Consider the following 21,759-nt stretch of genomic DNA (forward strand, 5'->3'; position numbering starts at 1 on the left):
GCTTAATTTAAAGATTGAATAAATGAATCGAGATTACCTGCTGCCGCGGCACGGTCGAGCCGGGCCAGGAACCAATCGGTCAGGATCTGTATTTTATCGGTCTGTACCTGGCGTAGCAGGTAGGCCGCATTGGTAAGGTCTACCAGGTTGCTTACACCGGCGCGGTACTGGGCCAGCTTTTGCCGGTACAGGTCATCGGCCGATTCCAGTTGTACCGGTAGCTCCAGCATATTCCTGTCGATCACCGTTACGGCGGCCTCGGCTTTGGCTCTTGCCGTCTGCAACTGCAATTGCTGATCCTGCAGGGCATAGTCGCTTTGCTGCACCTGCTGCCGGTTAATGGACAGCTTGTCGCGCCGGTGGATGATATCGGTCAGGTTGTAGACGAGGCTGAGGCCCAGTCCGTAATTCAGCCGGTTATAAGCCAGTCCCGAAGACAGCGACTGGTATTGGTCGTGGCTGTCGATACTGCTGCCCCTGCCCCAAAGTCCGCCCACTAAAAGTAGTTTAGGCAGGTAGCTGCGCCGGATCAACTGGCCATTAACCAGCCAGGATGCCCGTTCGCGGGCATAATAATCGAGCAGTGGGTGGTCGGCCGTATCGGGAAGCATATTGGCCTTGCCGGTGCTTTGCAGCCGCTGGTCGTATTTGGCCAGGCTGGTATCGACTACGAGTTGTTGCCGGGGTATGCCGGTCAGGTAAGTCAGGTCCTGTTGCAGTTGTGCGATCTCACCGGCACGTGTGTTGCAGGCCATGCGCGCTTTCGAAAGCTCGGTTTGGGTTTGCGCGGTATCGGCGCCTGCTCTCAGCCCGGCGCGGGCCTGTGCGCGTACAAGGCTGAAGAGCGTATCGTAGCGCGCTACGTTATCCTGTTCTATGGTTTGCTGCTGGTAAGCTTTGAGCAGGCGGAAGTAGGTCCGGGCCGTCTGTAAGGCAGCCAGGTAACGTTGCCGCCGCAGATCGGCCTTGGCCAGTTGTACCCGGGCCCTGGCATCGTTGTTGCGCGCCTTGTTGAGCCCGAAGTTGGCCAGTTCGTACTCGCTGTACAGCATGGCGGTATTGCCCGATGCGGGCTCATAATTATTATCCGGGCGAATGGCGCCGGAGGTAGAGACCAGGCCCGTAGGGAAGTAAGTCCCGGGAAGGCTGTTGGCCGTGGCCAGGGAAACCTGGTCTTGTATTTTAAACGAAGGAAGCGCTGTATGACGGGCGTCGGTAACGGCTGCCTGTGCACGGTCTGCCGCAGCCTGCTTTTCCTGTAAGGCAGGGCGGTTGGTCTGTGCAGCATTGACCAGGTCCTGCAGGCTTAAGGAAGCCTGTGCAGTTACCCGGCCTGTTGTTGCAAGCAGGCATACGATAATACAGCACTTCCTTAATGCAGGGGAAGTGCGCATAGTCAGGTTTTGGGGGAATTAAAACGGAAGAGGTCGGGATCAGGCCGTAGCCGGGGGACCTCGCATCGTCCGCGCCAGGACGACTGCAAAAAGCAGGTAAGCCGTAGGATGCCCTATACGCGCAGGCTCTATGTATACGATCGCCGCGTCGGGAATAGGGTAGTGGTGGTTGATGAGGATGCCGTTGCCGGGCTGGAAACGTTTGTTGGGCGAAAGCATATACTTCTGTCCGCCTGTTTTATGATCCATGCGTACCTGTGCTACTTTGGCCTTACCCGCTTTAGGGTGGTGCTGCTGCAATGCCTGGAAAGAAAGCGTCATCGTCCGGCTTTCTTTTGCACAATACTGGATACAGGAAAGCTGGGTTACGAACAACGACACATAGATCAGTAATACCGTAACCTGTTTCAGGCACCGTATCAGGACTTGGGGTCGGTTGTTCAGGGTCATGTGCAGTAGGGAGCTTGTAATCGTTCTACAAAAGTAGGGCGAACCTTGTTGCCGTAAACCCAACTGATTGTTAAGCGCTGATAAATTTTTAATAACACCGCTTTTGCCTGCTTCCATCCCTTTAGGATTTATTTACCAGGATAAGATCCATACTGCGGGAAATTAAAATTATCTTTGCAACTAAGATATTTATTAAATAAGATAAAATGAAGACTGATCCCATACATACGCTCAGGAAACTGAGCCAGCAATACGCCTATACCTCCATCCAGATGCACGAAGCCGTGGGCCGTAAAGCCGGGCTTACGGGAACAGATCATAAATACCTGGGTTTCCTGATCGAAAAGGGGCAGATGACCGCCGGAGAGCTGGCTACGCTTACCGGTCTTACCACCGGCGCCGTAACGGGTCTTATCGACCGGTTCGAAAAGAAGAAGCTGGTGCGCCGGCGGTTAAGTCCCGACGACCGGCGTAAAGTGATCATCGAACCCCTTACCAAAAACATCATGGCGCTGCTCGAACCCCTGTACCGTGATTTCCGTGCGGGTACCGAACAGCTAATCGCGTCCTTCCCTGCAAAAGAACGCAAAGTAATAGAACACTATTTTTTAAAGGCGATAGCCTTGATGGAAGCAACAACCGAACAACTTAACCAAAAATAAACCGGACCATGAACAAGGACAGTATTTATTGCCTGCCGCTTAACCAACTCGATCAAACAAAGATCCGGCTGGCCGGTGGCAAGGCGGCCAACCTGGGCGAACTCATGCAGATCGAAGGCATAAGCGTGCCCGGTGGTTTTTGTATCACGACCACGGCCTTCGAAAAGATGATCGGGGAGATACCTGCAGTAGGCCCGCTGCTCGACCGGCTGGCCCAGCTCCGGGCAACCGACCGGGAACACATTACGACATGGAGCGCAGAGATACGTACCATGATCGAAGCCGCGGCAATACCCGCCGACATTACAGCGGCTATCCGCCAGAGCCTGTCGGCCTTCGATGAGGCTACCGCCTGGGCTATACGGTCGAGCGCCACAGTTGAAGACCTGCCGGAAGCCTCCTTTGCCGGGCAGCAGGATACCTATCTGAACGTTAAGGGCCATACAGCAGTAATGGAACATATCCGTAGATGCTGGGCCTCGCTCTTTACCGAACGGGCGGTCAGCTACCGCCTGCAGCAGGGTTTTGGCGACCACAAGGGGAGCCTGGCGGTAGTGGTGCAGCAACTGGTGGAGCCTGAAGCGGCCGGTATCCTGTTTACCGCCGATCCTGTAAGCGGGCACCGGCATACCGTATCGGTCGATGCCGGCTTTGGGCTGGGCGAAGCCCTGGTATCGGGCCTGGTCAATGCCGATACCTATAAGATACGCGCGGGGCGTATTATCCACAAAAACATACCCGCTAAGGAGCAGGCCATTTATGCGGTGGCAACAGGCGGCACACAAACGTTGCCCATAGCGCCGGAGCAGCAAAGGGAGCAGGTATTGACCGATATCCAAATCCTGGAACTCGATACCCTGGGCAGGAGGATCGCAGCGCATTTTGGTTACCCGCAGGATAGTGAATGGTGCCTGGCCGGCGGTTATCTTTACTTCCTGCAGAGCAGGCCGGTTACGACGCTGTACCCGGTGCCGGAAGCAGAGGATACGCGGTTTCATGTTTATGTTTCTGTAGGGCATCAGCAAATGATGACCGATGCCATGAAGCCCCTTGGCTTATCCTTCTGGCAACTGGTTGCGGCAAGGCCCATGGCAGCTGCGGGTGGGCGTTTGTTTGTCGATATTACCGCCGAACTCCGTTCGGCTGCGGGCAGGGATATGCTGATCAATGTGCTGGGTAAATCGGACCCGCTGATAAAAAATGCACTCACCACCTTGCTGGAAGCAGAAGATACCGGTAAGCATTTAGGCATAACAGACGGCGATGCTGCTGCCCCCAAAGCGGCGCCCCCGGCAGATTTTAAGGCACAGATCGCCTATGATCCCACGCTTGTTCCCCGCCTGGTGAGACAGAGTGAGGAAGCTCTGGAAACACTCCGGCAGGATATAAGCCGGTACCAGGGCAAGGCCCTGTTCGACTTTATCCGGGAAGATGCGGTACGGCGCCGCCAAAGTGCCGACCCGCAAGGTTTTGCTGCTATTATGACCGGTATGAATGCGGCGTACTGGTTGAACGAGCACCTGGAAAAATGGCTGGGTGAAAAGAATGTGGCCGATATACTCGCCCAGTCCCTGCCGGATAATATAACCTCGGCGATGGGGCTGGCATTGCTGGACATTGCCGATCTGATCCGCCCAAACCCAGGCCTGGTCGCTTACCTGGAGCAGATGGACGATGATTTTCTTAAAGGCCTGGCTATGCAAACAGGCGGTCCGGAGGTTAAGGCCGCGATCGAGGCCTTCCTGGAAACATACGGCATGCGTTGTGTGGGCGAGATCGATATCACGCGTCCCCGTTGGCAGGAGCAGCCTTCGACCCTGCTGCCGTTGCTGCTCAGTAATGTGCGCAACTTTGAAGCCGGCGCCAGCCGGCAGAAATTTGAACAGGGCCTGCAACAGGCTTTGGCCAAAGAAAAGCAACTCCTGCAAGACCTTGAAAAATTGCCTGGTGGCCAACAGAAGGTTACGGATACCCGGCAGATGATCGGATTATTACGTGGCTACAGCGGTTACCGCGAGTATCCTAAATACCATATCGTGAGCCGGAATGCCGTGTATAAGCAGGCCTTGATGGCCGAGGTGGATAAACTGGTGCAGGCCGGTGTTTTGGCTACGCAAGCAGACAGCTACTACCTGACCTTCGACGAGATCTGTGAAGCCGTAAGCAGTCTTAAAGCAGACCCCGCGCTGATTGCAGAACGGAAGGAAGCACACCGCCGGTTCGAAAAGCTAAGGCCGCCCCGGGTGCTGACCTCCGAGGGGGAAATGCTTAACGGGAGTTATACCCAGGATCACCTGCCCGATGGCGCTATCCCTGGGCTGGCGGTCTCATCCGGTACGGTAGAAGGCAGGGCGCGTGTTATTGCCGATATACAGCAGGCCGACCTGGAACCGGGCGATATCCTGGTAACGGCCTTTACCGATCCCAGCTGGACGCCGCTGTTCGTATCGATAAAAGGACTGGTAACGGAAGTAGGCGGGCTGATGACTCATGGCGCGGTTATTGCCCGCGAATACGGTCTGCCTGCGGTAGTGGGTGTAGACGGGGCCACGCGCCTGATCCGCGACGGCCAACGCATCCGGGTGAATGGTACCGATGGTTATATTACCTTGTTATAAGCGCGGACCTGAGGGGAGGAAGGGGATTTTAGGGCAGGTGTAATAAAATACACCTGCCCTCACTGTTTTCCGGTTTTCCGGCTTTTTTATATCTTCAACTTGTTTTTACAACCAACACTAACCCCAAACCGTACCCCGGGAACAAAATCTATGAACACCTTTTCCGTTTTAGTATACGTAGCCTGGCTGCTGTCCGAGATCCTGATCAACCGCATGATGCGCTCCGGTGCACGCGATGCGGATGGTAAAGATAAAGCCTCCCTTGGCTTTATCTGGATAGCGATCGCCGTAGGCGTCGGTCTGTCGGTGTATATCTCCGGTCATATCAATGCGCCCATTGTTCTTGGTTTTCCTATAGGGCTCGTGGGCCTGTTGGTCATCCTTGCAGGTGTCCTTATGCGGCTTGCGGTAATACGCTCCCTGGGCCGTTTCTTTACCGCCGATGTCACTATCCGGCAGGACCATGCCTTAAAACAGGATGGCTTTTATAAATACCTCAGGCATCCTTCGTATACGGCTTCGCTTATTTCCTTTGCGGGTTTCGGCCTGTCGCTCAACAACTGGATTTCGCTGGCGCTGATCGTGTGCACCATACTTATAGCGTTTATCTACCGCATCAGGGTAGAGGAGGAGGCGCTGATCGGCCATTTCGGTGAGGCTTACCGGCGCTACCGGCAAACCACCAAGGCGATCATTCCCTTTATTTACTAAGATCGTTTAGTCGTTACCGTCCACATTGGTTTTTGTTGCAATACCTGTTTGTAAACCGGGCAGGTAGCGGCATGCGCGCCCGGCAGGTAACCTGTGCTCATCAGGAATTCGTTCACGATCTCGCCTCCGGTAAATTTGAAGGTCTTTTTAAACAATTTGATCCAGGCTTCTTTACTGAGGGGATGGTGGTGGCTGATCCATTTTTCGAAAGAGCCGAACTCCTTTTGCAATGCCAGGATCGTTTTCGCATTTTCGATAGCGGCGTTCACCTTTAATTTATTCCGGATAATACCCGCATCGTTCAACAGGCGTTCGCGGTCGGCTTCGGTATAAGCGGCCACTTTACGAATATCGAAATTGCTATAGGCCTTCCGGAAGCCCTGTTCTTTTTTTAGTATGGTTTCCCAGCTCAGCCCGGCCTGGTTGATTTCCAGCACGAGCCTGCAAAACAGTTCGTTATCGTCATGCAGCGGGAAGCCGTAGTAGTGGTCGTGATACTGTTGGTGTAATGCTTTTCGCTCTGCCGGCTGCATGCTGCCGATCGCGGTACAATAGCTCATAGTCTTGACAGGAAACGCCGGTTTATGGTGGTGCGGTCCCGGCCCAAAATTAGGTAATTCGTGGCTGGTCGGGGCCGTTTTCCGGGCCTGTATTTTACCAGGTAAAAAGGACGCGGCATTCCCGCCGGTGACGACACCTGGTAACCCATGAACAGGATAAAATATAGATAGAATTGTAACTACTTTGCGGTTTATGGGGGCGTTTTTGTTAAAGATTACGAACTGGGTTAATTAGTGTTAAACTGTCGTCATCTGCAACAACCCTTTGGCTAATTTTCCATGTCTGTATCCACAGAAGAGCCAATGTAACCTTATGAAAAGCCTTTTTCGTTTTCTTTATCTCCTGCTTGCCGGAGTATTATTTGCCGCCTTCCCTGCCGCTGCGCAACTGTTACCCCCCAACCAGCCCGAACAAAATGCCTGCGGTGCATTGGTGTTATGCGGCACCTCTTTTACCTCGCCCTACAGTTACCAGGGCAGGGGTACGACCAACGATATTGCCACAACACCCTGTGGGTCGGGGGAAGATAACTCCGTATGGCTAAAACTTACTATCAGCACGCCGGGTACGCTATTGTTCAGCCTTTCGCCCATATCGGCACAGGATGATTATGATTTTGCCGTGCTGGATATTAGCAACACCACCTGTAGCAATCTTTCTTCTGCCAACGTGGTACGCTGTAATTTCAACAACAACCAGCCGGGCAGTAATGTGAACGGTGTGATCGGGCTAAATGCCACCTCCACGCAGCAATTTGTACCGGGAGGTACAACGGGCAGTTCTTTCTGTCAGCAGATCAATGCCACTGCCGGGCAGGTATACCTGATCATGATCAATAACTTTGGTAATTATAATACGGGCGGTCCCTCCTCCGGTTTTACCATCAGTTTTGCCGGTTCTACCGCTACGTTCAACAGTCCGCCGCCGCCGCACCTGCAAAGCATCATTACACCGGTATGCAATTATAAAAGCGAAATCACCATCAAGCTCACCTCCGAAGTGAAATGCAATTCCATTGCGGCCAACGGCAGTGATTTTTACCTTACGCCCTCCGGCACGATCATCAGCGCAGCGGGGATCAATTGTTCCGGTAGCCAGGGTTATACCGATAAGGTGAAGTTGACCTTTTCGCCTGCGTTGGCCCCCGGCAATTACGTGGTACATGCCCAGCAGGGCACGGATGGCAATACCTTACTGGATCTGTGTAATACGGCCCTGCCCCTGCCGGACCAGCTGAGCTTTACCGTACCGTACCTGGCCCGGACGATAACCATGACCCGCTGCAGCAACCAGATGCCTTTTGTATGGAATGGCGTTACGGTAACCACCGGGGGCAGTCCCGCGGCAACGGTGCACAACACCACCGCCCAGGGTTGCGATTCGGTAACAACACTGAACCTGACCGTGGTGCCGCAATACAATACAACCGTAAATATGACCAAATGCAGCAACCAATTGCCTTTTACATGGAACGGTATAAATGTGACGGCAGGCGGTGCTTCGGCTGCGGTATACCATACCACTACGGCGGCAGGCTGCGACTCCAATGTTACCTTAAACCTGACTGTTACGCCCGTACTGACGGCAACCGTTAACCGCACGATCTGTACCAACCAGTTGCCCTATACCTGGAACGGTATTAGTGTTACGGCCGGTGGAACTGCCGTTGCGGTATACCATACAACCAGCATCTCGGGTTGCGATTCCAATGTTACCCTCAACCTCACCGTTACGCCGGTTAAGACCAATACCGTATCGCTGACCAAATGCAGCAACCAGTTGCCCTTTACCTGGAATGGTATCGTGGTACCGGCCGGCACGGTAACGAATCCTTCGGCCGCCGTATTCACGACCACCACCGCTTCGGGCTGTGATAGCGTGGTAACGCTCAACCTGACCGTAAACCCCGTAAAGACCCGCACGGTGTATGATACCGTATGCGCCAATCATATGCCATTCCTATGGAACGGTATCAGCGTCAGCGCCGGCGGCACTTCGGCTGCCGTATATAACGGCACCTCTGCCCAGGGTTGCGACAGTATCGTAACGCTTAACCTGCTCGTAAAACCCGTAAGCAACCTGCTGGTAAAAGACACCATTTGCCAGACGCAGCTGCCCTTTACCTGGAACGGGATTACCGTTACCACGGGAGGCACGGCCGCTGCAACCTATACTACGGCCGCGGCCAATGGCTGCGACTCGGTGGTTACGCTCAGCCTGTTTGTAAAACCCACAGTGCACCATACCGTATCGATGACCCGCTGTGCGGCTCAGCTGCCCTTTGCCTGGAATGGTATTAACGTAACCGCGGGCGGCACTGCAGCGGCGCAGTATACCATGCTGTCGCCGGTTACCGGCTGCGATAGCATTACAACGCTTAACCTTACCGTACAAAGCCCCGTAGCACAGAGTTCGGCGGTGTCGGGCTGTGGTACCGTATTGTTCGAAGGGCATACCTATACAGCATCGCAATTGCTTAAGGATACGCTGAAGTCGACCCTGGGCTGCGATAGCCTTTACCGGAGTATTACGGTGCATGTATACCCGGAAAACCCGGTTACACAGAGCCGGGATACGGCAGGTTGCGGTTCCTTACTGTTCCAGGGACATACCTATACGCAAAGCACCACCGTAACGGATACCGTATTCAGCATACATGGTTGCGACAGCGTCTATAAGGTCACCCATATTACTATTCATCCCAACGATCCTATACCCTTGCGGATCGATACCGCAGGTTGTTATTCCCTCGACTTCGAACATAAAACCTACCAGCGGGATACCGTACTGGTAACGACTTATAAGAATACCCTGGGCTGCGACAGCCTGGTACGTACCGTTGCTATCCATGTCGAGCATTTTGAACTGAAGCTGACTGCCCAGCCAGCCGAGATTGTAAAGGGCGAAGAAACGCGGCTCGCAACGCAGGGCAATACGGGTTACTCGGTCAATACCTGGCTGCCGGAGGCCGGGTTTCCCAACCAGCATGTTCTGGAACAGGTGATCAGGCCCGATTATACCCAACGTTTTACCGTGATCGCGACAAGCGACCTGGGTTGTATCGATACTGCCGACGTATGGGTAAAGGTAGATACCCTCGTGCCCGATTTGTTTATGCCCAATGCTTTCAGTCCTAACGGCGACGGGCTTAACGATAACTTCGGGGCGCAGTTCTTTAATAAAAGCGGTTACCAGGTGGTCGAGTTCAGGATATTTAACCGTTGGGGACAAGTCGTTTACATCGCTGTAAACAAAACAGCGACCGGCTGGGACGGAACCTATAACGGCAAACCGGCCGATACCGGTGTTTATTATTATTACATTAAAGTGAGGTTTGTAAATGGCAAAGAGCTGGCGCGAAAGGGAGAGGTAACCCTGATCCGGTAAACCTTTGCAACGACGAGTTATAGTCTGCAAAAAGCCATGGCCGCGGCATACGGGGCTGTGGCTTTTTGATGGATTAGAAAACGATAAGATCCGTGCAGGGCAGTGGCTGCGCAAATCACCCGTAATTTGTCGCTTTCTCCCATGCCGCCATTTAAAAACTTGTACTAGGTTTGCAGTGTTCAATATAACATCACAATCTAAAAACATAAGCTATGAGCACAACAGAAAAAACAGTAGTAACGATCAAGGCTACGATACACGCACCGGTAGAAAAAGTGTGGGAGCTCTGGAACACTGCAGACCATGTAACAAAATGGAACAATGCATCGCCCGACTGGCATACTCCCAAAGCCGAAAATGACTTCCGCGAAGGCGGCGCTTTCGTTTATCGTATGGAAGCGAAGGACGGCAGTTTTGGCTTCGACTTCGGTGGCGTTTACGACCGCGTTAAAGCGCTGGAAGAAGTTGCCTATACCCTGGGCGACGGCCGCAAAGTGGCGATCCGTTTTAAGGCGGACGGCGCTTATACGCATATCGTAGAAAATTTTGAAGCCGAAGGAATGAATCCCGTAGAGATGCAACAGCAGGGCTGGCAGTCGATCCTCGACAACTTTAAAAAATATGCCGAGGCGCAATAATTGCACACCTAATAAATATCCCTGGAAAGGGTAGATACAATTTTTCTTTGAATGGAAGCTGCCGGAAGGCAGCTTTTTTTTATAAAAACTTTTTTGATCTGTCGGCCATCTAATGACTTACCCCCGTTATAATTTTGCTTTAAGAATCGGATCTATTCCGGGCTGCAGTAAGCACCGGGAAAGGCTCAGAACGGCAATGGCAGCCCTGCATGGACCAGGTGCGCAAATGTTCCCGCATGCACCCGGAATACCCCGATCCTATCCGGCCCTAAACCCTGAAACCATGAACAACAAAAAGAAAACAAACCCTGCACTTATCCCGGAACTCCTTTCCGGGTAACCGCTACCATACGGTAGTACTCTTTGGATCTACGGCTGTACCTGTATCCCGATCCGCAGGGGCCTGCTTCTTGCACGGGCAGGCCCGATAATACAGGCTCTATATTGATGCTGGGAAGAACAGGCCCTGCCCCTGCCGGCGGGCGCAAGACCTGCCTGTAACAGCATTGCAGCACCCATGCCGGGCTCTGGACCCTCCGGGCTGATTCTTCAGGCCGGGGGCGCAGGAGCCTTTATTGCCCGGATCAGGTAAACCGACAGGTTCCCAACCGGTCGGTACAGCAAAATAAACCCCTTTCCCGATGCTTTCCCGGCTTCGTGGAAAACAAACGGCGCCCCGGTCCCGTAAGACCGGCGGTAGCCGCTTGTATGGGGTATCCTATACCCCTGGCCTCCGGGCTATATCCCTGTCACAGGAAACAAAAATCTCCTATTAAACCTAAAAACAAACAACATGGCTACATTACCTAAAATTACAGGTACCGTTACCCTGGCATCGGTTGCACTGTCGACAAAGCCGCAGAACCCGCTGGGATTGACGATCGACTTTGTTACCCCGACTACTACCTCACCGGACCAGTCCAACTGGATCGGCTCGGCTGTGGTGGATGCCCAGGGCTTCTTCGAAGTACAACTGGCACATGCGCCCCTGCAGGGCGCCAAGATTGCTTACAGTATTTATAAAGGCACGCAGCTCCTGCTCAAAAGCGAGACGGCTTACCAGGAAGGCAAACCCTTAACCATCGTGCTGGATCAGCAACAGTTCGATTACCGTATCGCGGATGATTCCAGGATCGACGATACCATTAACTATGCCGTGATCAAAGGGCATGTGACCCTCGGTCCGGAAAACATTACGGCGATCCCGCTCAATAAAGATAAAGTCAGCGTGAAGGCCAAAAAGGCCTTGTTCCGCGATAGCGTGGAACTGGGCAGCACCTCGATCGATGCCTTTGGTAACTACGAGCTGAAAGTGCCGTACCGCCTGCTTTACCCGGAAGTGATAACCAGTCCGCCGACGAAGCAGACCGCTATTCCCAATATCATGGTCGATCTCTGTATCGACGACCTGGCTATTGCCGGTTCCGAATACCTTGCCATGACCGAAAACCATATCCAGGTGGACCTGCAGCTTACCGATGATGTGTATTTCCCGCAGTTCTATACCGAACAGGCTTACCTGGTAAACCGGCTCACACAGATGACCAACCTGCCGGTAGCACAGTTTTATACGATCATTACCGAAGGCCCGAGAGCCGAAGTTAATTCCCTCGTCGCCGCTTCCGGTCTGCCGGCCGGCCGGGTACGCAATATGATTGCTGCCAGCGATATCGCCAACCAGCTGGCTATTACCGTTGAGCTGGCTTATGCGCTTGTCCGTTGGGGGGCAGGTAGTGTCGAACAATGCGCTCAACTTGATCCTGAGGCGGTAAACGAGATCATTACCTATAGTTATGGCGCCCACATCATTACCAACCAGGAAGACCTGGGGGCTTTGTACCGTGCGCTCGACGACAGGAAAGTAAATGTTACCGGCGCGGACCAGAGTGATGACGGCGATTCGCTGGATTACATGCTCCACGCTATATTGAATAACCGGGACCAGGTAAAAGAATTCCTGCAACTGAATCTCGACCGCGACGAAAAAACCGTGGACATGTTCTGGAGCGAAGTGAGCGGAAGATTTGGACCTGCAACCACAACCCGTCTGCAACGCGGCCTGCAGCTGCTGGCCATTACGGGTCTGCAGCCCCAGATGACCGTGGCCTTACTGAATACCGGCAAGGATCGTGCATTGGGGGATGTATTGGCTGAAATGAGCGAAAGCGCCTGGTTCAATTACATATCCGACGTTTGTGCCCAAAACGGTAAACTATGTATCCCGCAAAGTATCCGGGGCGATGTTACCGATATCAACAACAAAGAGGTGAAGCAAGCGTATGCCGCGCAATTGCGCGCGCTCAGCAGCGATCTCTTTGCTACCGCGGTCAACAAAAATATGCTGCGGAATGACCCCGTTTTTGCTGCCAAATTCAGCAATCCCGAAGCCATGCTCCAGTTCCTGAACAACAACGCCGACTACGATCTCCGGGTAGATAACGCCTGGGACCAGGGCTTTGGCGGTAACCAGCAACTGAAAAAAGACATGCTGCCCCTGCAGAACCTTTCCCGTCTTACCGGTGGACAACCCGAAGCCGTAGCGGCCCTGATCAAGGCCGATATCCGCTCCTCCGGCCAGATTGCCGCTATGCAGGAAACGGAATTTGTGGCTGGTTATGCAACGGCCTTCCGCAGCGAAACCCTGGCCCGCCAGGTCTACCTCAAAGCCGTACATACCGATATGCTCGTCAAGCAATCGTACTTGCAGGTCATGCCCGGCACTTACGTCGATAAGGTAACCAAGGACTGGACCCGCGATGTATGGGTTGCAGACAAACAGGCTTCACCACCGGGTAACCCGACCTCGCCTGACCTGGAAACACTGTTCGGCAGCCTCGACTTCTGCTCCTGCTCTGATTGTACCTCCATGTACAGTCCTGCGGCTTATTATACCGATGTGCTCAACTTTATCAAGACCCGCTTAGGCAGCAGTGCTGCGTACGATGAGTTGCTGCGCCGCCGGCCCGACCTGGTGCATATCGATCTCAGCTGTAAAAACTCCAATATGCCGATGCCTTATATCGACCTGGTGAACGAGCAGCTGGAACTGATGATCCTGAGGGATATCAGGCTCAATGTACCGGGCGAGAGCAACCTGTTTATCCCGAAATCGTTCCAGACCAGCGGCACGGCCAAAGAGCTGGAAGCCTATCCGGAACATACTTACAAGGATACCGATGGTACTTACAAACCCTATAAGGAGTATACCAAGGTCTACGATAAGCGTCTTAAAAAAGCCGTTTATCCCAACAACCTGCCGTTCGACCTGGCCCTGGAAGAGAGCAGGGTATACCTGAAGCACCTGGGCTTTAGCCGTTATGACCTGATGGACCGCTACAAACCGGTCGATTACCTTACTACTACTGCGCCCGATGTACTGAGCGACTACAACAATATGGCTGAAGCGCTGGGCCTTTCGCGCAATGCAGCCGATATTATCACAAAAACAGCGAACCCCGACTTTGCCGTTACCAGCACCTGGCTGTTCTATGGTTATGCTACCCCGGGAACCTGGTACAACGACCTGTGCAGCGACCTGGAAGGCCTGTTGAAAAGGTGCAATATCACCTACAAAGAGTTGCTGCAACTGCTGGTTACCGATTTCCTGAACAAGGAGTCGATCATCAACGGGCAGCGTCCTTTTGCCATCGTAGCCAAACCGGGCAAGCCTGTAGATACCTGCCAGGTAGAAGACCTGATGCTCGAATTCCGTCCTGCCTCCTCTCCGCCGGAAGACGGAACTGCAGCCAGGATCGCCTTCTTCGATAAGCTGCATCGCTTTATACGCCTCTGCCGCGCTACGGGCTGGACCATCTACCAACTGGACCAGGTGCTTGCTGCACTGGATGCCTGTGGTTTACCTGCCGGTTGTGACATCAATATCGAAATGCTTACCTGTGTTGCCCGGATCAAACTCTGGTCCGATAAGTTCGGTTTTGCCCCGGAACACCTGTGTATCCTGGTTGCTAAGATGAGTACCAGGCGCTATATCAATTTCGACAGTGATGCCCAGGAACTGATGCCTTCTGTATATGATGGCTTCTTCCGCAACAAAACCGTCATTAACCCGCCGGATCCGAACTTCGATGATCCGAATGCCATTTCCGGCAGTGCGGCAGACAATGCCGGCACGGTAACTGCGGCCTTTAATATTACCGGGGAAGACTATGCGCTCATTATCGGTGGTTCTACTTCTGTAAACATACAGTTGCTGAGCATGGTGTATCGCTATGGTATCCTGGCCAAGGCTTATAACTATACGATCAAAGAGCTGGCTATGGCGTTGGCGATTGCCGCCCCGATCTTCCCGACCGGTACACCGGCCCAGAGCATCGCTCTTTGGGACCAGGTTTTCCAGAAGCTGGATAAGATCAAAGCTATGGCTATCGACATTCGTGAACTGGCCTATTTACTGGTCAATGCCGACCTGGACGGTAACTTTCTGCCGGAAACTGCGACCGTACAGCCTTTCTTCGAGAACATGCGTCTCGAACTGAGGAACCAGGTAAGCAACAGCAGTCCTGCAGTGACGCAGGACATGCTCGAAAAGCTGGTAACCCAGCAGTTCAGCGCGGCCTTCAATATCAACAATAAATTATCGGCTTACCTGCTCGATCATGTCTTTACCATTGGTGGCGTGGCCCTGATGGATGTGTTGACCACACAAGCCTTTATCGATTCGACAGACCCGGTTACCAGTGCCAATACGATACCCGGTCTGGCTTTCCAGGATCTTTATGACGCTTATTATAAGTTCGATAAAACGGTAGCGCTCAGCAACCGCCTGCGGCTTTCCGCCGAAGAGCTGATCTGCTTCCAGGATCATCATACCGCATTGCAGGTCCCTGATTTTAATACCATCAATACCTGGAACACCGGCCTGCCCGCCTTACTGTTCAACCTGAACGACTGGGTACAGGTACGAGATAAGCTCAACATGAAGAAAGATACCTTTACCGAAATACTCCTGCTCAGTACAGGCCAGGATAAGGACGGTAATGCCACCGATAAAGATACCCTGCTGGGTAAAGTGTTCCTGGCCACCCTGTGGGCCGGTCCGGAGCTGGTGTTCCTTGCGGGCGACAATACCACGCCCGGTATCCTGAACCTGAGCTTTACCCCTGCTGTACCCGCCACCAACTCCTTTGCCAAAGGCGCCACACTGTTGCAGCTGATCGCCATTATGGATGCTTCGCTGCGCACCGGTATTGTGTCTTCCGGTACCTACAGGGCCCTGCAGCCTTCGATTACGGTGCCTGTATCGCAGGCTGTGCGTAAAGCCGCTAAAGCGAAATATGATAACGACGCCTGGCTGAAGGTTGCCAAACCCCTGCAGGACGAGCTGCGTAAAAAACAGCGCGATGCCCTGGTGGCTTATATCCTGGCGCATCCCGATATCGTGCCGGGTAACAATATGAAGTGGAAGAACGAAAACGGGCTCTTTGCTTACCTGCTGATCGATGTAGAGATGGAATCCTGTATGAAGACCTCCCGGATCAAACAGGGCATCAGCACACTGCAACTGTTCCTGGATCGTGTTATCCTGAACATTGAACGGGTAAATGGCGGCACAACGCTGATCGCCATCAGTGCCGAGATGACCGAACAATGGCAGACCTGGCGCAAATGGTACCGCGTATGGGAAGCAAACAGGAAAGTATTCCTCTATCCCGAAAACTGGATCGAACCGGAACTGAGGGATAATAAAACCAATCTTTTCAAGGACCTGGAAAACCAGTTGTTGCAGGACGAGATCACGGCCCCGAGGGTAGAAGCGGCTTACCGCCTGTATCTCGAGAACCTTGACGAAGTAGCGCGCCTGGAGCCGGTTTCGGCCTATCATGAAGTATCGCCGGGAAGAGATGTAGTACACGTATTCTCCCGCACCGATGTATACCCCCAACGGTATTATTACCGCAAGCTGGAAGACAACGAATGGTCAGCCTGGGAGCGTCTTAACGTCGATATCAAGAGCGACCACGTAGCGCCTGTAATGTGGAACAACCGCCTGTACCTGTTCTGGCTTACTTTCCAGAAGCGTACCCTTTCGGAAGAGGAAATAGGAAAAAGCCGCAAGGACAATGTCTTCAATGGTCGCAACGGCGCTTATGTATGGGGCGAAATGCTGACCCAGCGCGGTGCTGCGGCCGGTAGTGTAACCAATATCGTAAGCGACGATAAGAATGACCGCTTCAACCAATGGGACATTACCCTTAACTGGAGCTCCTACCTGGATCATAAATGGCAGAAATCAGACCTGAGCAGGGATGTGATGAATATCGACATCAATAAGGTAAGAATCAATAACGATGCCAGGCAATCCTACAGCAATGTGCCTTATGCACAATCGGTGATGCAGGTACTGACCAAACGCGGCGAAGTGCCGCTGGATGAGCTGTTCCGCAACCGCTTGTACCTGTATACGCCGTACGAGGCTAAAGACGACAGCGAAGGTGTAACCTTTAACCTGTTGTTCCCCGCGGGTCTTGATGAGAACGCGATCGGTCTGCATACTTTCCTGTGGAAAGGCGATAACAGCCGCGATCCTTACGTATTGCGCGATAACGATCGTGGTCACCAGATCATTGCGCCTATCGGAACCCGTTTCAACAAAATGAAATTCGAGGAAGACCCGACCAAGGATGGTAAACTGATGAAAGATAGTTATATATCCAAAACGGATGGTTACTATTCCTACTCTGCGGGTACCTATATCAACAATTTCCCCAGGGCGGTGCGCACCACGTCCAGCCAGGTTATCCTGAACAGTACGCCGTTCAACCGTTTCCGTATTACGGCCCGTGCCGCCAACGAAGGGGTGCATGGCCTCAACCCGCTGGATGATAAATTCTTCTTCGAAGATGAGCGCAATACCTTCTATGTAGAACGCCTGCAGCATACTGCTATCCTGAAAACAACCACCCTGCAGGGTGTGCTGGTACCAACCAAGACGAGCCTGGCCAACACGCTTACGTTTACCGCAGCGCGTTACAACCTTAAGCCCGAGGCTTTGCCACTGGCGCAGAAGGCGACGCTTTACAAGGCGCCGGTCACCAATATTTTTACGACCGAAACCTATAAGTTCAATACCTTCTACCATGCACAGTCGCCTAAGTTTATCAGCACGCTCAACAATGGTGGTGTACCGGCACTGTTGACCCTGGCCAACCAATCGCAGACCGATACCATGAGGTTCAGCGACAACTATAAGCCTTCTTACCTGGTCAGCAGCAAATACCCGCAGAACAATGTACAGTTCGATTTCTCGGATCCGTACAGTATCTACAACTGGGAGATCTTCTTCCATGTGCCGATGCTGATCGCCCAGGGATTGAGTAATAACCAGCAGTTCGAAGAGGCGCAGAAGTGGTACCACTACATCTTCAATCCTACGAGCAATACAAATATCAATGGTGCGACCATCGCCACCAACCAGCGTTTCTGGAAGTTCTATCCCTTCTACGTGGAGTCGGCTACACCGGCGCAAACACTGAGCCAGTTGCTGATCGACATTCACAATAACGTGGGCTCTGCCGTACAACAGGTGCGCAAATGGGAGAAGAACCCGTTCAACCCGCACATCATAGCGCGTATGCGCCTGCTGGCCTATATGAAAAATGTACTGATGAAGTACCTGGATAACCTGGTGGCCTGGGGCGACCAGTTGTACCGCAGGGATACCATCGAGTCGATCAATGAAGCTACGCAGCTTTATATCCTGGCGGCCAACCTGCTGGGCGACCGTCCGAAGGAAATACCGGCGAGGGTTAAGAAGGCCATTTATACCTTCCAGGAACTGTTGCAGAATGGTCCGCTCGATGCCTTATCGAATGCCATGGTGGCGATCGAATCCTTCTTTGCGCCCAACGCGGCCCCATCGGGAAGTGGTATCAAATACACTGATCCGAAGACGAGAGAAGGTATGGCTTTATTTACGCTGTACTTCTGCCTGCCGAAAAACGATAAGCTCCTGGCTTACTGGGATACCATTGCAGACCGCCTGTTCAAGATCCGGAACTGTATGAATATCGACGGCGTTACCCGCCAGTTGCCTTTGTACGAGCCGCCTATCGATCCGGCGCTGCTGGTAAGGGCTACGGCCATGGGCGTAAATATCAACACCGTGCTGGACGAGGTCAACGGCGTGAATGTACCGCTGTACCGCTTCAGTTATATGCTGCAAAAGGCCAATGAACTGACCAACGATGTCAAAGGTCTGGGAGGCGCTTTACTGGCTGCGATCGAGAAGAAAGATGCAGAAGCTTTAAGCCTGTTGCGTTCCGGACAGGAGATCCAGTTGCTCGAAAAGATAAAACTGGTAAAAGAACGGCAGCTGAGCGAAGCGCAGACCGCGCTGGAAGCCTTGCGCAGGACGCGTGAGAATACCCAGATCAAACTGACCTATTATACCACACGGCCATTTAAGAATGCCAATGAAGAGCAGCACCTCAGCCGCCTTAACAGTGCCATGGGCTTCCAGATTGCCCAGGGCGTGCTCGAAACCACGGCAGGTATCGTTTCTATTTTACCGACGATACATGCGCAGCTGATCGCTTCCGGCGCCAGTTTTGGTGGTTTGCAACTGGCCAACGTGATGCGTGCCGCAAGTTCCGCACTCGGTATCAAAGTGGGTATGGACAATGTGAAAGCGACGATGGCGGTAACGACCGGCGGCTACGAGCGCAGGCGCGACGACTGGGTGTTCCAGGCGAATACAGCCACGAAAGAACTGCAGCAGCTCGACCAGCAGATACTCGGCGCCGAGATCAGGGTGGACATTGCACAGAAAGAACTGGCCAACCAGGAACTGCAGATCGAAAATGCCCGTGCTGTAGATGCCTATATGCGCGGTAAGTTCTCTAATGTAGAACTCTACAACTGGATGACGGCACAGGTTGCCACCACTTACTTCCAGAGTTACCAGCTGGCTTATGACCTGGCGAAACGTGCCGAATGGTGCTATCGCTATGAATTGCCGCATGCCATTCCTAATGCGCCAAGCACCGGGTTTATCAAGTTCGGTTACTGGGACAGCCTGCGCAAGGGCTTGATGAGCGGCGAACGCCTGCAGTTTGACCTGCGTAAGATGGAAGCCTCCTATATGGAAGAGAATAAACGCGAATTTGAACTGACCAAAAATGTATCGCTGGCGCAGTTCGGTACCGAAGCCCTGCTGGACCTGAGGCGTACGGGTAAGTGCGAAGTGGAGATCCCCGAAGTGCTGTTTGACCTGGATTATCCCGGGCATTATATGCGCCGGATCAAATCGGTAAGCATTTCGATTCCCTGTATCGCCGGACCTTATACCACGATCAGTTGTGAGCTACGGCAGACCAAGAGCAAATACCGTAAGACGGCGGTGTTGTCGAATGTCAGCAGCTATGCCGAAAACCCGGATCCATGGCACAATGCAGGAACCGGTTATGATAACAACCGTTTCAACTACCTGGAAACAGGATCGGCCATTGCTACCAGCACGGCGCAGAACGACAGCGGCATTTTCGAGCTCAACTTCAGGGACGAACGGTACCTGCCGTTCGAAGGCACCGGTGCGATCAGCAAATGGGAACTCAGCCTGCCGGAAGCGTATCGCCAGTTCGACTATGAGAGCATCAGCGATGTGATCTTCCACATTAAATATACCGCCAAAGAAGGCGGCGATATCCTGAAAACCGGTGCGGTCAATAACATCAGCAACTTGTTCAAAACACTGGACAATACCGTGCTTTACCGTTACTTCAGCCTGCGCCATGAGTTCAGCAACGAATGGTTCCGCTACAGTAAAGCGAAGAAGAACGAAGAACCCGGCGCGACCTTCGGGATGAAGCTGCGGCCTGAAGACTTCCCGCAGTTCTGTAAGGGCAAGAAGATTGAGATCACCGGATGGTACCTGCAGCTCAATCCGAAGGACAATAACCTGGGACTGGTTGTGAACGGGCCGGAAGCCGGTATCAATGAAATATTGCTGAAGGGCAGGGAAGGGGCTACGGTCAACCTTACTGCACCGAACTATATCCAGGTGCACGAACAGGGCGTGGAACTCCCGCTCAGCTGGACTTTCACCTGTGATCATAATACTGAAGAGCTCGAAGACTTTTACCTGATGGCCCATTATAAGATCAGCGATATAGCGCAGCCGCCTTTTACCGACTGTTCGCGCACGGTGATCCTGCAGGACTTTAACGGCAATAACGTGAGCGGTTACCCTGCCGGTGTATTCGACCGTAAAGGCAACTACGTGGGCATGGCAGATACCAAGGAGCAGTACGCTTCGATGTGGAACAATGCACCGGCTAACCTTGGTTTTGCAGTGATCACACCGACAGCTGCAGATGCCAGCTTCCTGCTGGTAGGCGATCCGCAGGCTACCATCCTTACCCTGCGTGCGATGGCGGCTTTCCGCTTCGACTTCTCGGGCTCTAAGGTACTGGACAGTATTTCAGCGCCGGAGAACAGTTATATCGACTTTGGCGATGGCACGGTAATCTTTACCAAACACAATGCCACACTGCCTGAGAACACGAGTATCTATCGCGTCAATGCACCCGATACCCCGGCCAGGTTTTATGTACGCGGAACCAGCGAGTTCGACCAGACCTATGTGATGCGGAATTATTCCTGTGCCTACAAGCACGATTACAAAGGTACAGGGCCGTACAAGGTCTCTGTAATGTTTAACCTCGATGCCGATTATATCCTGGATATGGATAATATGGAGGACCGGCCCATGACCACCTCGGCGGCTAACCTGCGGGGTTACCTGCCGGTCAATACGAGGTGTCTCGAGTTTACCAGCACGCAAAACGCCAGCTTCAATACCCTGAACAAGATCAAGAACAGGGCTGATGTAATCCCGAACCTGTGGCGTTTCGCCCTCAGGAGCGGCGCTAACAACACCATACCCGGCGTTGTAGACTTCGGCACCTGGGATTTCCCGGAAGTGCGTTGCCTGGACTTCGGTATGTTCCATAACAACCAGGCCTGGCTGTATACGCCGGTGCTGATCAAAGACCTGATCGGTACGACCAACCTGCCGGCTAAATATCCGAAGCTGCATACGATCGGTTTTATGGGGAACAAATACTCCCCCGATCTTAACCTGGCGATCCCCAATATCCGGTTCGGTATGTTTGGTAATACCCATGGTTATGCCCCGGAAAATGTGTTGCCCCCCGGCGCTGTAGACCAGATCATGATCCAGCTGGACAGCGTTAAGAATGATACCGGCGGTAAGCTCGTATTCGGAAGCGAACAGCCTACAACCCCGGCCGGACGCACCGCAATGCAGTCCCTGCAGAATAAGGGCATGACGATCACGTTCATTTAAAGCCTGTTATAA

General features: G+C 53.0%; 9 protein-coding genes. 6 read left to right on the top strand and 3 right to left on the bottom strand.

Annotated elements, in window-relative coordinates:
- Positions 1–2: 2 nt before the first annotated feature.
- Both B0I18_RS13080 and B0I18_RS13085 read right to left on the bottom strand, forming a co-directional pair.
- Positions 3–1,394, bottom strand: a complete 1,392-nt coding sequence (locus B0I18_RS13080) for a TolC family protein (protein ID WP_106523164.1) — start codon at positions 1,392–1,394, stop codon at positions 3–5.
- A 39-nt stretch (positions 1,395–1,433) separates the two neighbouring features.
- Positions 1,434–1,844, bottom strand: a complete 411-nt coding sequence (locus tag B0I18_RS13085) for a hypothetical protein (protein ID WP_146146738.1) — start codon at positions 1,842–1,844, stop codon at positions 1,434–1,436.
- A gap of 206 nt (positions 1,845–2,050) precedes the next feature.
- On the opposite strand from B0I18_RS13085, the gene B0I18_RS13090 reads away from it, so the two are divergent.
- From B0I18_RS13090 to B0I18_RS13100, 3 genes are all read left to right on the top strand, one after another.
- The gene (locus B0I18_RS13090) at positions 2,051–2,506 is read left to right on the top strand and encodes a MarR family winged helix-turn-helix transcriptional regulator (protein WP_106523166.1); all 456 of its coding nucleotides are present in this window, start codon (positions 2,051–2,053) and stop codon (positions 2,504–2,506) included.
- A gap of 8 nt (positions 2,507–2,514) precedes the next feature.
- Positions 2,515–5,124, top strand: a complete 2,610-nt coding sequence (rph, locus tag B0I18_RS13095) for a rifamycin-inactivating phosphotransferase (RefSeq protein ID WP_106523167.1) — start codon at positions 2,515–2,517, stop codon at positions 5,122–5,124.
- A 150-nt stretch (positions 5,125–5,274) separates the two neighbouring features.
- Entirely contained in the window at positions 5,275–5,835 is a 561-nt protein-coding gene (locus B0I18_RS13100; RefSeq protein WP_219905973.1) for a methyltransferase family protein, read from the top strand.
- Here B0I18_RS13100 and B0I18_RS13105 read toward each other — a convergent pair.
- On the bottom strand, positions 5,832–6,395 hold the full coding sequence (locus B0I18_RS13105) for a DNA-3-methyladenine glycosylase I (RefSeq protein ID WP_106523168.1): 564 nt from the start codon (positions 6,393–6,395) through the stop codon (positions 5,832–5,834). The two genes, B0I18_RS13100 and B0I18_RS13105, sit on opposite strands and share 4 nt — an antisense overlap.
- Positions 6,396–6,708: 313 nt before the next feature.
- Between B0I18_RS13105 and B0I18_RS13110 the strand changes: the two genes are divergently transcribed.
- The 3 genes from B0I18_RS13110 (at position 6,709) to B0I18_RS13120 (ending at position 21,747) form a co-directional block, all read left to right on the top strand.
- On the top strand, positions 6,709–9,783 hold the full coding sequence (locus B0I18_RS13110) for a T9SS type B sorting domain-containing protein (protein WP_106523169.1): 3,075 nt from the start codon (positions 6,709–6,711) through the stop codon (positions 9,781–9,783).
- Positions 9,784–9,995: 212 nt separating this feature from the next.
- Positions 9,996–10,421 (top strand): SRPBCC family protein, encoded by a 426-nt coding sequence (locus tag B0I18_RS13115; protein ID WP_106523170.1) that lies wholly within the window; start codon positions 9,996–9,998, stop codon positions 10,419–10,421.
- A gap of 793 nt (positions 10,422–11,214) precedes the next feature.
- Positions 11,215–21,747 carry a Tc toxin subunit A-related protein gene (locus B0I18_RS13120; protein ID WP_106523171.1) on the top strand — a complete coding sequence of 3,511 codons (10,533 nt, stop codon included), beginning with the start codon at positions 11,215–11,217 and terminating at the stop codon, positions 21,745–21,747.
- Positions 21,748–21,759: the final 12 nt, after the last annotated feature.

Source organism: Taibaiella chishuiensis (genome assembly GCF_003014535.1).
GTDB lineage: Bacteria > Bacteroidota > Bacteroidia > Chitinophagales > Chitinophagaceae > Taibaiella > Taibaiella chishuiensis.

What these genes read in the sequence shown, in the direction of transcription:
- B0I18_RS13080 (WP_106523164.1), bottom strand. Translation starts at nt 1,394, where the DNA reads ATGCGCACTTCCCCTGCATTAAGGAAGTGCTGTATTATCGTATGCCTG.
- B0I18_RS13085 (WP_146146738.1), bottom strand. Translation starts at nt 1,844, where the DNA reads ATGACCCTGAACAACCGACCCCAAGTCCTGATACGGTGCCTGAAACAG.
- B0I18_RS13090 (WP_106523166.1), top strand. Translation starts at nt 2,051, where the DNA reads ATGAAGACTGATCCCATACATACGCTCAGGAAACTGAGCCAGCAATAC.
- rph (WP_106523167.1), top strand. Translation starts at nt 2,515, where the DNA reads ATGAACAAGGACAGTATTTATTGCCTGCCGCTTAACCAACTCGATCAA.
- B0I18_RS13100 (WP_219905973.1), top strand. Translation starts at nt 5,275, where the DNA reads ATGAACACCTTTTCCGTTTTAGTATACGTAGCCTGGCTGCTGTCCGAG.
- B0I18_RS13105 (WP_106523168.1), bottom strand. Translation starts at nt 6,395, where the DNA reads ATGAGCTATTGTACCGCGATCGGCAGCATGCAGCCGGCAGAGCGAAAA.
- B0I18_RS13110 (WP_106523169.1), top strand. Translation starts at nt 6,709, where the DNA reads ATGAAAAGCCTTTTTCGTTTTCTTTATCTCCTGCTTGCCGGAGTATTA.
- B0I18_RS13115 (WP_106523170.1), top strand. Translation starts at nt 9,996, where the DNA reads ATGAGCACAACAGAAAAAACAGTAGTAACGATCAAGGCTACGATACAC.
- B0I18_RS13120 (WP_106523171.1), top strand. Translation starts at nt 11,215, where the DNA reads ATGGCTACATTACCTAAAATTACAGGTACCGTTACCCTGGCATCGGTT.